We start from the raw sequence: 13,752 nt of genomic DNA on the forward strand, positions 1-13,752 counted from the left end.
AATCTAATAACATCGGATTTGAGATTGGTCATCAAAGTCCAATCTAATATTGATTTAATCAGGATGAATTAAGCAATGGACATAGCAGAGCTACTAGCGTTTTCTGTAAAAAATAAATCATCAGATTTACATCTTTCCGCGGGTTTGCCCCCTATGATTCGAGTGGATGGGGATTTGCGTAAAATCAATTTACCTGCCATGCAGCATAAAGAGGTAATGAAAATTATCTACGATGTAATGAATGACAGGCAAAGAAAAGAATTTGAAGAGTTTTTAGAAGTCGACTTTTCTTTTGAAATAACAAATTTAGCCCGTTTTAGGGTGAATGTGTTTAATCAATTACGCGGAGCCGCAGCAGTTTTTCGGACTATTCCTGCTGATATTTTAAGCATGAATGATCTAGGATTGCCATCCATTTTTGAAGAAATGGCCAGTTATCCTAAAGGGTTAGTGCTGATTACTGGTCCAACAGGCTCTGGGAAAAGTACGACTTTGGCTGCCATGATCGATTACATCAATGCAAATCGTTATGATCACATTTTAACGGTTGAAGATCCGATTGAGTTTGTACATCAAAGTAAGAAGTGTCTGCTGAATCAGCGTGAGGTTCATCGTGATACGCTTAGTTTTAATGCTGCTTTGCGCTCTGCATTACGTGAGGATCCAGATGTCATTCTGGTAGGGGAGTTGCGGGATTTGGAAACCATACGTTTGGCAATGACTGCCGCGGAAACTGGACATTTAGTATTTGGCACTTTACATACCAATTCGGCAACCAAGACCATCAATAGAATTATTGATGTGTTTCCCGCTGAGGAAAAATCTATGGTTCGTTCCATGTTGTCTGAATCTTTGCAAGCTGTAGTAGCACAAACTTTATTGAAAAAAAATGGTGGGGGACGGGTTGCTGCTTTGGAAATTATGATTTGTACGGGGGCGATACGAAACTTGATTCGTGAAGATAAAGTAGCGCAAATGTATTCTTCCATTCAAACGGGTCAAGCCAAGGGAATGCAAACGTTGGATCAGCATTTAACAGAACTGGTGAAAAAAAATATTATCTCATCTCATACAGCGCATGAAGTGGCTATTGATAAATCGTTGTTTTAAAGTATTGGCCTCATGAAGGCAAGGAGGAAGAACCATTAAGTTAAGCGATTTTAACTACCCCCCTTGTCATCTACACGAAGAGGGAGATCCATTTTTTAGAGAGGCTTAGCTTTTCATGAAGAAATAGATTCCCGCTTTCGCGGGAATGACAAAAAATCCTTAACTTTATTGCAGTGAGACTGCGATAGTTCTAAAAGGCTTTCATGCGTTTTTCTGTAGTTCAATTAGTTGAGGAATACCAATTTCGGCAAGTGCCAGCATGTTGTTTAATTCATCGCGATTAAAATGTCTGTCTTCGGCAGTTCCCTGAATTTCTATGAAATGTCCGGCTTCGGTCATTACTACATTCATGTCTGTTTCAGCAAGAACGTCTTCAGCATAATCTAAATCAAGTACGGCTTGACCTCGATAGAGTCCCACAGAAACTGCAGCGATATAATTAAATGCAGGCATTCTGCGAATTTTTTCTCGCTCGACCATCCAGGTTATTGCATCTCTCATGGCGACACAGGAACCTGTAATGGCTGCTGTTCTTGTGCCTCCATCAGCCTGGATTACATCACAATCAAGTGTTATTGTATTTTCACCCAAGAGTTTTAGATCAACACAGGCTCTTAGAGAACGACCGATTAAACGTTGAATTTCCATCGTTCTGCCGCCTTGTTTACCCTTGCTTGCTTCGCGTTCAGTACGGCTGTGTGTGGCACGTGGAAGCATCCCGTATTCAGCAGTAACCCAACCTTGGTTTTTACCTTTAATAAAACGGGGAACACCTTCGGTTACCGATGCGTTACATAATACTTTGGTTTGTCCAAATTCAACCAGGACAGAACCCTCAGCGTGCTTTGTATAGTTTCTGGTTATTTTAACAGAACGTAGTTGATTGGCTTCTCGGTTACTTGGGCGCATAGGATAATCCTCGTTAAAAATTGGGAATTATAACGCTTAACTCCGTGAGTTGCATCCTAAAGTATGTAATAAAACAAACATGGATTAGGCTGAACATGGATTTTTCCAGGTAGCAGCAGGTTGAAAATTATAGGCAAGGTATCGACCAAATAATCTACATCAAGCGTCAATTCAGTGCCAAAAATTTATTTATATTCATATTGATTAACATTGATTCATTATGTTATTTTGAATTCTCTTTTATAAAAAAATCTCATTATGTACAACCGCAGTCATGAACACAGTGTGGCTTTATCTGCAGATTTATCTGCAAATGCGCTGTTTGTCTGCGATTTAGTAGATTCTCAAAACCTTTCCTCTTTATTAGTGATTCTTTTCTTACCCCTTTTCCCCTAGAGCGGTCTTTTTGTTATCCGCGCCTCTCTAGGGAGGATGTGAGCGGGTAATGAATTCAATTTGACATAAGCTATCGGAGAATATTATGACTCAAACTAAATTTGAGGCGCATAAAGAAGAGTTGCGCTTTAAAGAAAAGAAAAACAATCTAAGTGTAGTTCAAAGCATTTTCTCGGGAAGTGTTACTGGGGCTTTTGAAGTGTTCGTTGATCACCCCTTGTGGTCGATAAAAACTCGAATGCAGAAAAGAGAGTCTTTTACTCTAAATCCACAAGTATTGTATCGAGGTATATTGCCAAATGCTGCCAGCATGGTCCCAATTACAGCAGTACAAGTAGGTTTGAACCGTTTCTTCCAAAAATGGTTTTTTGAGAATAAATATGAACTATCTGATACTCAAAAACTGATCAGTGCATTTGCTGCGGGAGTTGGTTCTGCGGTAATTAGTTGTCCAACTGAAATGGTTATGACCCATCAAAAAACGAGTTTTATTTCAGCGAGTACGCAGCTGGTAAAGCAAGGTGGATGGTCTCGTCTTTATACTGGAATGATGGCAACGATGCTGAGAGAGGGGATGTTTTCTACATTTTTTTTGGCGGTAACTCCTGCATTGAAAGTCAGGATAAAAGAGTATTGCCCAAATGATTTTGTTGCTTCTTCACTTGCAGGTATATTGGCAGGAATAGGTGCAACATTTGCTTCACAAAAGTTTGATGTGATAAAGACAGTTCAGCAATCATCAATTGCTAAAAATCCGTCAGGTTTTTTCAAAACGACTCAAAAAATCCATGCAGAATATGGCGTTTATGGTTTTTTTAATGGTGGACTGCCCCGAGGGTTACGGGTAATGTCTGCAGTAACGCTGATGAGTTGGATGAATGAGAAAATGAGCGAGCTGTTGTCCCAAAATCAGCAATCGGAATCAAGTACAGGTTCATCCCCAAGTAAATAATTCTTTAATCCCGGATTAAAAAAGATTAATCCGGGATAAATTGGATATAAAATCTCGAAGGGATTTCACGCAAAGGACTTTAATTAATTGCCAAACTGATTTAATATTGGTCATTAAGGTCGCTCAGCTAAGGTATATATCAAGAGGTTTTTCTCTGTCCAATTGCTTTAAATTGGGGTATATTCGCGCAAGGTTTATTCATTGGTATTCTATATGCTTCAAAGTATGACGGCTTTCTCACGAGTGCAAAAGCAAATCGAAGAAGGTCATTTTTGTTGGGAAATCAAGTCTGTTAATCATCGATATCTGGATGTTTCATTTCGTTTACCTGAATCATTCCGATTTATTGAACCTCAGTTGCGTCATGTGTTGCGAGATGTAATCAATCGTGGCAAATTGGAGTGTCAGCTGAAATATCAAGATACAAGTTCTAATAATCAGTCTATGCTTATAAATATAGGCATGGTTAATGCATTAGTAACTTTAAGTGAAAAACTTTCTACATCACATCATTTGCCGAATGATTTAGGTGTTAGTCGTGTCTTATCCTGGCCTGGTGTGGTGCAAGCCAGTGTGCCCGATGCGGATGTTTTAGGAGAGCAGGCGCTTTCTTTATTTAAGGACGCAATTGAGCAGCTAAAACAAATGCGTATAACAGAGGGGAGCGCACTAAAAGCACATATAGAAGCACGATTAAGTGAATTAGGTGAAGAAGTTAAGCGAGCCCGCTCTATAGTACTAACGCAAACAGAACAAGTAAAAGATAAACTGTTGACTCGATTGCACTCCGTGAAGCTTGAAGTTCAGGAGTCACGTGTGGAGCAGGAAATTGCTTTAATTTTGACGCGTATTGATGTCAGCGAAGAATTAGATAGACTACAGACTCATCTTGATGAAGTCAGTCGAACGTTAAATTGCAATAAAATCGCAGGACGACGTCTTGACTTTTTAATGCAAGAATTAAATAGGGAGGCGAATACGCTAAGCTCAAAATCTGACTCTGTAGAATTGACCAAGAGTGCGGTGGAAATGAAAGTTTTAATTGAGCAAATGCGTGAGCAAATTCAAAATATTGAGTGAGTACTATTGTGGGTGATTATTCGGGTAATTTATTTATTGTTGCAGCACCTTCAGGGGGAGGCAAAACAAGTTTAGTAAAAAGGTTAATTGAGACTATGGACGACATTGAGGTATCCGTATCGCATACAACGCGAGCAATGCGACCTGGAGAACGAAATGGAGTGGACTACTTTTTTACTGATGAAAATGAATTTATGCGTATGATTGATGATTGTGCTTTTTTAGAGCATGCCCGGGTCTTCAATCATTTGTATGGAACCTCGATGGAGCAAATTACAAGACGATTGCAAAATGGTATCGATGTGGTTCTGGATATAGACTGGCAAGGAGCGGCTCAGATCAGACGTTCTTTTCCTGAGGCAGTAAGTATTTTTATTGTGCCACCCTCTTTGGAAGTCTTGAGACAAAGATTACTAAATAGACGACAAGATAAAGATGATGTGGTTAGTGACCGAATGAAAAAGGCTCAAGATGAGCTGAGTCATTATCCTGAATTTGATTACTTAATTGTTAATGATAATTTTGAAAAAGCGGCGATGGAGCTAGGGGCGATTGTGATTGCAAACCGCTTATGTATTAAGCGACAGATAAATAAACAATCAAAATTACTTTCTTTCCTGTTATCATCGCAGTAAAATGCAAGGTTTTGCTACCGGAGAATGATTTATGGCACGAGTTACAGTTGAAGATTGTTTAAAGAATGTTGCGAATCGATTTGAGCTGGTTATGGTAGCCACGAAACGTGCACGCCAAATTGCAGTTCGAGGAGATCAACCCATGGTTGAGTGGGAAAATGATAAACCTACAGTCGTTGCTTTACGTGAAATAGCAGAAGGTTTAATTACCCCAGAAATTTTGGATAAAGAGTAATTTTTAGGGATACTGGTAAACTATTTATCTAGCTTGGGCGAAGCGACGCGAAGCCCAGGTTTTTGAGTAACTAAAAATTCCAGGATTCCGCTTTTTCACCCTAGCTACGAATCATAGAGAGGATAATGATTATTCGGGGATGCCTTAATAGGGTGAATTTAGGGGTATAGGGGTATGGTCATGTTAGATACTAGGGAGTACTGCGTGAGCTACTTTAAGGAGCTCGATGAAGAGCTGAAATGCTATCTTGAGCAGTCGCAAATTGAAAAGTGTTACCAAGCCTATTTGGTTGCTGAGAAAGCGCATCAAGGGCAAATGCGTCGTTCTGGCGAACCCTATATTACCCACCCTGTAGCAGCAGCCCTTATTCTCGCTCGAATGCGACTTGATTATCAAACAATAATGGCTACTTTACTCCACGATGTGGTGGAAGATACTTCAGTGAGTAAAGAAGATTTAACACGCCAATTTGGTGAAGAAATTACTTCTCTGGTAGATGGTGTTACCAAACTAACTAAAATCAAATTTGAATCAAAGGCAGAAGCCCAGGCGGAAAATTTCCGTAAAATGGTCTTGGCCATGGTCAAAGATATTCGTGTAATTATCGTTAAGCTGGCAGATCGCCTGCACAACATGAAAACTCTTGGTGCAATGCCTTATGCAAAGCGCAGGCGTATTGCCATAGAGACTTTGGAAATTTATGCACCGATTGCCAACCGTTTGGGGATGCATTCAATTTATGTAGGCTTGGAAGATTTGGGATTCCAGGCTTTATATCCTATGCGCTACAGGGCAATTAAATCAGCAGTTGAAAAATCTCGCGGTAATCGACGTGAATTGACCCAAACTATTGAACGTGATTTGCAACTGGCTTTGGCACAATTAAATATTCCTTATGAACAAGTCTTTGGTAGACAAAAGCACTTATACAGCATTTACAAAAAAATGCGTCAGAAAAAAGCCTCTTTTACCGAGATTACCGATGTTTTTGCTTTTCGTGTTATTACAGAAGATATAGATTCCTGTTACCGTATTTTAGGTGCGTTGCATTGTACTTATAAACCAGTTCCCCAACGCTTTAAAGACTATATTGGAATACCAAAGGCGAATGGATATCAATCGCTGCATACAACTTTATTCGGACCTTTTGGGGTCCCTTTGGAAGTGCAAATTCGCACTCGTGATATGGATAAAGTAGCTGATAATGGAGTCGCCGCACATTGGATTTATAAATCATCCGGTCTCGAAGTAAATGAAGCACAATTACGCGCAAGAGAGTGGGTACAAAGTTTATTGGAAATGCAACGCAGCACGGGAAGTTCGTTGGAATTTATCGAAAATGTCAAAATTGATTTATTTCCCGATGAAGTATACGTATTTACCCCTAAGGGCCATATTATGGAATTACCCAAAGGGGCGACTCCAGTTGATTTTGCTTATTCAGTCCATTCTGGAGTAGGTAATAGTTGTGTCGCAGCGAAAGTAAACAGAAAACTGGTACCACTCAGCATCCCCTTATCCAATGGACAAACAGTTGAGATTATTACCGCGCAGGGGGCGCATCCTAACCCGGCATGGCTAAACTTTGTAGTTACTGGAAAAGCACGATCAAATATCCGTCATTTTCTGAAGAGCCAACAAAATACAGAATCAATTAGTTTAGGCAAACGCCTTCTTGAGCAATCATTGAACGAATTATCTAGTGATTATGCTAAAATACCACCAGAGTCCCTACAGGCACTATTAAGCGATTTACATTATAAAATGATGGATGATTTGCTTTATGCGATTGGTATAGGCAATCAAATGCCGATGGTAATTGCTAAAAGATTGGTGGTTACTCAAGATTCCAATGAGTTGGACAAAGGAATTAAAACACGACCATTGGCAATCAAGGGAACAGAAGGAATGGTGGTGCATTTTAGTGAGTGTTGTCAGCCAATTCCTGGTGATAACATTGTTGGAAAATTCCAACAAGGCAGAGGAATTATCGTTCATAGCAGCGATTGTGCTACATTAAAAAACTCACGAACCAATCCAGAACAATTTGTTGCCTTGCGTTGGGATGAGAAGGTTGAAGGCGAATACTGGGTTGATATTACTGTTGATGTAGTGAATGAGCGTGGAGTATTGGCGGCATTGGCAACTGCTATTGCTGAAGCAGGATCAAACATTGGAAATATTAATGTCGATCCGCGTGATGGTCGACATAATGCGGTAACCTTCTCAATTAGCGTTGTCGATAGAACGCATTTGGCTCGTGTTATGCGTCGATTACGAGCAAATAAAGTAGTAATGCGTCTTTATAGAAAAAAACAAGGGGATATTTAATGCGACCTGTAAATACAAAATTGGCTCCTGAGGCTATTGGAACCTATTCACAAGCCATCCAGTGTGGTAATACAGTTTATCTTTCAGGACAAATACCACTTGATCCAGCAACGATGCAACTATGTAGTGAAGATATTAAACTGCAAATTACTCAGGTTTTGGAAAATTTATCAGCAGTTTGCGAAGCGGCTGGCGGCAGTTTGGCGCAAATAGCGAAATTGAATGTTTATCTTACTGATTTACGTCATTTTCCACTAATTAATGAAGCAATGAGTCGTTATTTTGCTGCACCTTATCCAGCAAGAGCTGCGATAGAAGTTTCTGCATTGCCACGCGGGGCACAAGTTGAGATGGATGGTATAATGGTTTTATCATCGAAGTAATTCATTTATAAAGTAGCCTCGACGAGGCGCAAGTTGTAACCCGGGAAATCCATAATAAGAAAACCGAGCTCTGCTTCGCTTCATACAGGCTAGATATTTTAGAGTCAGAGTTAGTGTATGAGTATAATTTCCCTTCATGGTGTGTCCCTCAATATTGCGGGTAATCAGTTATTGGATAATGCAGATTGGCAGATCCAACCTCAGGATCGTATCGCATTAGTTGGACGAAATGGGGCGGGTAAATCCACTCTGCTTAAACTCCTGCAGGGAGATTTGATTCCTGATAATGGACAAATCAATCAACTTTCTGGATTGCGTGTTGCTGGACTTACGCAGGAAGTTCCAATTGCAGAAGAAGAATCAGTCTATCATTTTCTAGTGAAAAGCCTTGGTGAAGTAGGTGAGGTTTTATCCCGTTTTAATGAATTATCCCAATTTGGTAATATGGATAAATTAGCCATCTGCCAGCAACAAATGGATAATTTACATGCATGGGACAAATTGCCACAAATTGAGACTATGGCCAGTCGTTTAGGCATAGATACTCGCGAGCGTATGAGTAACTTGTCTGGGGGTATGAAGCGACGCGTGCTTTTAGGCGCTGCGCTTATCGCTACTCCAGATTTATTATTATTAGATGAGCCGACAAACCATTTGGATATTGAAGCAATTGAATGGTTGGAGTCATTTTTGAAAAGTTTCAAAGGTTCAGTGCTGTTGGTCACTCATGATAGAGAGTTTTTAAGTCAAGTATCCAATCGGATTGTAGAAATTGATAGAGGAAAGTTGTACCAGCATGATTGTGATTATGAAACATATCTGGATAGAAGGGAGTCTATTCGTCTAAGCGAGCAAAAGCAAAATGATTTATTTGATAAAAAGCTGGCTGAGGAAGAGGTATGGATTCGTACAGGAATCAAAGCACGACGAACTCGAAATGAGGGGCGAGTTCGTGCGTTGAAGGCATTGCGTGAAGAATATAAAGCACGTCGTAACCAATTAGGTAAGGTCAAAGCATTTTCTCTGGATGTAACTCGTTCAGGTTCGGTAGTCATTGAAGCAAGCCATGTTAATTACACCTTGGGAGAAAAAACAATTTTACGTGATTTCTCCTTATTGTTAAACCGGGGGGATAAGCTTGGAATCATTGGTCCTAATGGATGTGGTAAAACGACTTTAGTGCGACTATTGCTTGGAGAACTACAACCAGATTCTGGCCAGATAAAGCTTGGTACATCATTGAGTGTGGCTTATTTCGATCAATTACGCCGGCAATTACATGAGGATCAAACCGTCATGTTTAATGTTGGTGATGGGGCAGATTATGTAACGATTAATGGCAAACAAAAGCATGTTGCCAGTTACTTGCGTGAATTTTTATTTTCGTCCGAGCGTTTTAATCAACCGGTTTCAGTGCTTTCAGGCGGCGAACGAAACAGATTATTACTAGCAAAACTATTTGCTAAACCGGTCAATCTGTTGGTGATGGATGAGCCTACTAATGATTTAGATATTGAAACTTTAGAGCTCCTGGAAGGTATGTTAGCTGATTATCCTGGAACGTTAATATTAATTAGCCATGACAGAGCCTTTATTAATCAGGTCGTTACCAGTGTTCTGGTCTATGAGGAAGCCGGGCAGTTTAATGAATTTGTTGGTGGTTATGATGAATATAAAATGCATAAGAAACAACAACAGCGTGATCAGGTAACAAAAGCACCGGTTGTAAAACGAACTACGGCAACAAATAAATTAAGTTTTAATGAGCAACGTGAGCTTGCACAATTACCACAAAAAATAGAGCAATTGGAAGGAAAAATAGCGGAGTTACAATTACAAATGGCTGATCCTAAATTTTACCAACAAGATGCTCAAGTGATTACAAAGATAAATCAAGGATTGGCTGAAGATGAAACTTTATTAGCCCAGCTTTATGAGCGCTGGGAGGTATTAGAAGATGTTGAGAAAAGGAACAGATAAATGTTATTAACCTTAGCTTTGGTTGTTCTTTTTAGTGCCATTACGGTTTTCTTTTCAGAAGAATTTATCAAGGCCTTTAAAAAACTCTTTGCTATAAAAGGAGCCAAATTATTAATACCAATGTTTGTTGCATCCTGGTTTATTTATACTTTTAATTTCTGGTTTTTATGGGGAATATTTTACGCACGAGAAATATTACATGATGTATTAAATTTTTTAGTGCGTATAATGCCTTTTGAGAAGGGCGCGGTGTCAGTAGTATTGGTATTTATGTTAACTGTTCTTTCTGTGGTTCCGGTTCTTATTCTTGATGTTCTGTCCCGAAGAAAAAATTTTAAGGGATATCAGCATCCTTATGTTGCGAGTGGATTAATTTGGATACTGTCTGTTTTTCTATTAATCATCATATAATCTTTATGTAAAGAAATGTAATTATTTTGTAAAGATTCGGTGATTTTATTAATAAAACCTTAAGTTTTCTTTTTTATACTTCTTGCCTCAAGTTTGGAATTTAATAAAAACAAAAGGAGAATAAAAGTGGCGTATCAAAATCATCATCGTCATGATCAATTTACTGGTGTTATTCATTCGGGAGGCGGTCATCATCATAATCATCATCATGCCCCCAACGTTGTTACTAGATCTTATACCCCTCATGTTCAAGTCACAACACCGCATGCTCCTCGATTTCCGGTATCAAGTTCCAATACTGGCCGTTATAGATATCACTATAATCAAGGCAATTACGCAGGCACTGGGGCACTACTCATAGGTTCTTTTATCATTCTTCCAATTATCATTTTTGCGTTGATAGCTAAGTTTTCTATGGGGGCAATGGCTGCTTCTGCAGGAGTTGCAGGAGCAGGTGCTGCGAGTGCAATTGCTCTTAATGCTGCAACTTTTGGAATCGGTGCCCTTGTCTTATATGGGGCTTTAGGTTTGGTTTCTTTGTATTCTAGCGCTAAAGAATGCTATAGCAGTGATAAAAATGTGTTTGACATGATTAAATCACGAGTTGTTAATGAAGATGGATTGAGTTTTAAAGGCGTTATGAAATCTATAGGCGCTGTACTTTGTTCACCATTTTTACTCATTGGTGGTTTGGCTGGGATGGGAGTTAAAGCAGCGGTGAATGCTCGTACTTCAAAATCTTCGGGTTCAGAAAAGCAGGATGTAGGCTCTGAAATAACAGGCTCTTATTCCGAAATGGGCAGTGACTTCCTTCCCCAAAAGAAAGCTACATATGGGAAAGATACTAATCCAATCCATTCTAAGGTATTTTCCGATGATTCTTCAGAAGTTCAGGATCTCCATCTTTTAAACTCCCAGACATCGTTTACTCCCTTATACCCTGTTGTAAAATTGTAAAGACAAAGTATTGCTATTGAGTTATCTCAATAAAATGTAGATAGCAGGTTTTGGGTTCATGGTTGCAGAACCCAAAACCATTCATTGAATCCTTAATTATGACTCTTGTTCGTCAGGAGTGATGAATGGTCGTAATCCGTGTATAATAGCGGCAATTTATTTTCAGGTTGCTCTATGAATAAACAAGATTTTTACTTTGATTTGCCGCCAGAACTCATTGCGCAGTATCCCTTAGCTAATCGCAGTGACTCACGTCTTTTAATCTATAATCGTAAGAACGGTGAATATGGTCATCGCCAGTTTCGTGAAATTGCTGACTTTTTAAACCCTGGCGATTTATTGGTAATGAATGATTCCAAGGTAATTCCAGCCAGACTCTATGGCCATAAAACTACTGGAGGAAAAGTGGAGTTATTGGTTGAGCGTATTACTGGCGAGTTTACCTTTCTAGCTCATATTAAGGCCAGTAAAGCGCTGAGATCGGGATCAACGATTCAGTTGGAACAGGGTAAGGAAATCAAAGTCCTTGATCGACAGGATGATTTATTTCTTTGCCAAGCGGATATGGATGTCTTGAACTTATTGAATGGTATAGGGCATATTCCATTACCACCCTATATTACCCGAAGTGATGAAACCTTGGATCAGAATCGTTATCAAACGGTTTATGCAAAATATGAGGGATCTGTTGCTGCTCCCACAGCTGGTCTACATTTTGATGAGCATGTATTATCCAGCGTACGCTCAAGAGGAGTTACTGTAGCGTATCTTACTTTGCATGTAGGAGCTGGAACATTTAGACCTGTTCGTTGTGATAATATTAAAGATCATAAAATGCATAGTGAACGATTTACAATTAGCCCTGAATTATGTGAGGCAGTACATGCCACTAAAGCTGCAGGAAATCGAGTAATTGCAGTAGGTACAACCACTTTACGTAGTCTAGAAAGTGCTGCGCAAAATGGGGCGCTGACCCCATGTAGCAGAGATACAGACATCTTTATATTCCCAGGATATGAGTTTAAGATTTGCGATGGATTAATGACTAATTTTCACTTGCCTGAGTCCACCTTATTAATGCTGGTTTCTGCTTTTATAGGCCATAAACAAGCAATGATGCTTTACCAGGAAGCAATTGAAAAAAGGTACAGGTTTTTTAGTTATGGCGACACAAGTTTATTGCTGTAAATCAGGAGATCAGTAATGTTGGCTGCAGTACAAAATTTTATACCTGTTTTAACTTCAGAAGCAGGTTTGTGCCTTACAACGGCAAATTGGCAAGAGGTAAAGGTATCTGCCGCATCCTATTCTTTGGAGCGTTTGTTGTATAAACCTGGTCAGGTTGCGCTTCAAAAAATATCTGATTTAGCCCATTATCTGGCATGTCCTGGGAGGATGATAATCAATGCAGCGTCACTTGTTGCCAATAAAGAAAAAGTTTATGTTCTCAAGTCTCCCTATGATGGTTCCCGAGTCAAAATTACCCTAGAAGAACTCATCGGACTTATCCAGCATCTGAAACCCGATGCAGTACTATTACCCCAAAATATCATGCGGGATTTTCCACAAATTTGGGATGATTGGGATGATGCAATTGTTCCATTTATTCATGGTGATGACTTGGAACAGCATGTTGTTATGAGACCGCATGGGGTATATTTTAAGATTTTGAATGAGTCAAATTGGGTGAAATTGGAGCAATGGTCCCATATCCCACGTTATGTTATGGGATGTTTTGAGTCTGAAATAATCCAACGTTTGCGTCATCGGGGAATAGGATTTATTGAGACGGATGAGCCAGCTCAGGCAGCAATGCAAGGAAAAGTATACAGCAAGACAGGTACTGTGGATCTAATGGATTCAAAAACACAAATGCAATTTGAAATGATCGATGCGAATTGTGCTTGCCCTACGTGTTCGCAACAATTTACTCGGGCTTATTTGCATCATCTATTGCAACATACTCCTTTATTATGTCAGCGATTTTTGATCCAGCATAATGTGTTTTATGTGCAGAATTTGGGGTGAGTTGAGGACTTTTTAACCCTCACCCTAGCCCTCTCCCATAAATGGGAGAGGGGATATGGGGTATTCTTATTCCATGAATAGTGAGGGGAGCAATCATTCTCCTTTCTCCGCCCCTTTTTGGGGAGAAGGTGCCCGTTAGGGCGGATGAGGGGCCTCTGATAATATTTGACAGTTTTTCCCATACCAGCTAGCATTACGGTCAATTTGATGGCGCGGGGTGTCGTGATAAACGTCTGAGAAATACCCGTTGAACTTGATCTGGTTCATACCAGCGTAAGAACGCCTTAAATCTGTATTCATTTTTAAAACAGCTAATCTCCTGGAGTACTCTATACCGTATGGTAT

13 protein-coding genes and 1 riboswitch are annotated in these 13,752 nt (G+C 39.7%); of the genes, 12 read left to right on the forward strand and 1 reads right to left on the reverse strand.

Annotated features, from left to right (window positions below):
- Positions 1-75: 75 nt before the first annotated feature.
- Positions 76-1,110, forward strand: coding sequence for a type IV pilus twitching motility protein PilT (locus BW930_RS12855; RefSeq protein ID WP_058467757.1), 1,035 nt, complete (start codon positions 76-78; stop codon positions 1,108-1,110).
- Between the two features lie 201 nt (positions 1,111-1,311).
- Here BW930_RS12855 and rph read toward each other — a convergent pair whose 3' ends face one another.
- The gene (gene rph, locus BW930_RS12860; protein ID WP_058467758.1) at positions 1,312-2,019 is read right to left on the reverse strand and encodes a ribonuclease PH; all 708 of its coding nucleotides are present in this window, start codon (positions 2,017-2,019) and stop codon (positions 1,312-1,314) included.
- A gap of 481 nt (positions 2,020-2,500) precedes the next feature.
- Here rph and BW930_RS12865 point away from each other — a divergent pair, with 481 nt between their 5' ends.
- The 11 genes from BW930_RS12865 (at position 2,501) to BW930_RS12915 (ending at position 13,407) form a co-directional block, all read left to right on the forward strand.
- A complete protein-coding gene (locus BW930_RS12865; RefSeq protein ID WP_058467759.1) occupies positions 2,501-3,367 on the forward strand; it encodes an MC/SLC25 family protein in 867 nt (288 codons plus the stop codon).
- A gap of 213 nt (positions 3,368-3,580) precedes the next feature.
- Positions 3,581-4,447, forward strand: a complete 867-nt coding sequence (locus tag BW930_RS12870) for a YicC/YloC family endoribonuclease (protein WP_058467760.1) — start codon at positions 3,581-3,583, stop codon at positions 4,445-4,447.
- Positions 4,448-4,452: 5 nt separating this feature from the next.
- Positions 4,453-5,082, forward strand: a complete 630-nt coding sequence (gene gmk / locus BW930_RS12875; protein ID WP_172461612.1) for a guanylate kinase — start codon at positions 4,453-4,455, stop codon at positions 5,080-5,082.
- Positions 5,083-5,113: 31 nt separating this feature from the next.
- Positions 5,114-5,317, forward strand: coding sequence for a DNA-directed RNA polymerase subunit omega (gene rpoZ, locus BW930_RS12880; protein ID WP_010653170.1), 204 nt, complete (start codon positions 5,114-5,116; stop codon positions 5,315-5,317).
- Positions 5,318-5,521: 204 nt separating this feature from the next.
- Entirely contained in the window at positions 5,522-7,648 is a 2,127-nt protein-coding gene (gene spoT, locus BW930_RS12885; RefSeq protein WP_058467762.1) for a bifunctional GTP diphosphokinase/guanosine-3',5'-bis pyrophosphate 3'-pyrophosphohydrolase, read from the forward strand.
- Positions 7,648-8,031, forward strand: coding sequence for a RidA family protein (locus BW930_RS12890; protein ID WP_058467763.1), 384 nt, complete (start codon positions 7,648-7,650; stop codon positions 8,029-8,031). Before spoT ends, BW930_RS12890 begins: the two co-directional genes overlap by 1 nt.
- Positions 8,032-8,148: 117 nt before the next feature.
- Positions 8,149-10,011 (forward strand): ATP-binding cassette domain-containing protein, encoded by a 1,863-nt coding sequence (locus BW930_RS12895; RefSeq protein ID WP_058467764.1) that lies wholly within the window; start codon positions 8,149-8,151, stop codon positions 10,009-10,011.
- Positions 10,012-10,422, forward strand: coding sequence for a hypothetical protein (locus BW930_RS12900; protein ID WP_058467765.1), 411 nt, complete (start codon positions 10,012-10,014; stop codon positions 10,420-10,422).
- A gap of 126 nt (positions 10,423-10,548) precedes the next feature.
- Positions 10,549-11,379, forward strand: a complete 831-nt coding sequence (locus BW930_RS17195) for a hypothetical protein (protein ID WP_058467766.1) — start codon at positions 10,549-10,551, stop codon at positions 11,377-11,379.
- Between the two features lie 174 nt (positions 11,380-11,553).
- On the forward strand, positions 11,554-12,567 hold the full coding sequence (queA, locus tag BW930_RS12910) for a tRNA preQ1(34) S-adenosylmethionine ribosyltransferase-isomerase QueA (protein WP_058467767.1): 1,014 nt from the start codon (positions 11,554-11,556) through the stop codon (positions 12,565-12,567).
- 15 nt (positions 12,568-12,582) lie between these two features.
- Complete coding sequence (locus BW930_RS12915) at positions 12,583-13,407, forward strand: tRNA-guanine transglycosylase (protein WP_058467768.1); 825 nt, start codon at positions 12,583-12,585, stop codon at positions 13,405-13,407.
- A gap of 203 nt (positions 13,408-13,610) precedes the next feature.
- Positions 13,611-13,704, forward strand: a riboswitch (TPP riboswitch).
- The last annotated feature ends 48 nt before the right edge of the window (positions 13,705-13,752 follow it).

The sequence above is a fragment of the Fluoribacter gormanii genome (genome assembly GCF_900156395.1).
In the GTDB taxonomy this organism is placed as follows: Bacteria; Pseudomonadota; Gammaproteobacteria; order Legionellales; family Legionellaceae; genus Legionella; species Legionella gormanii.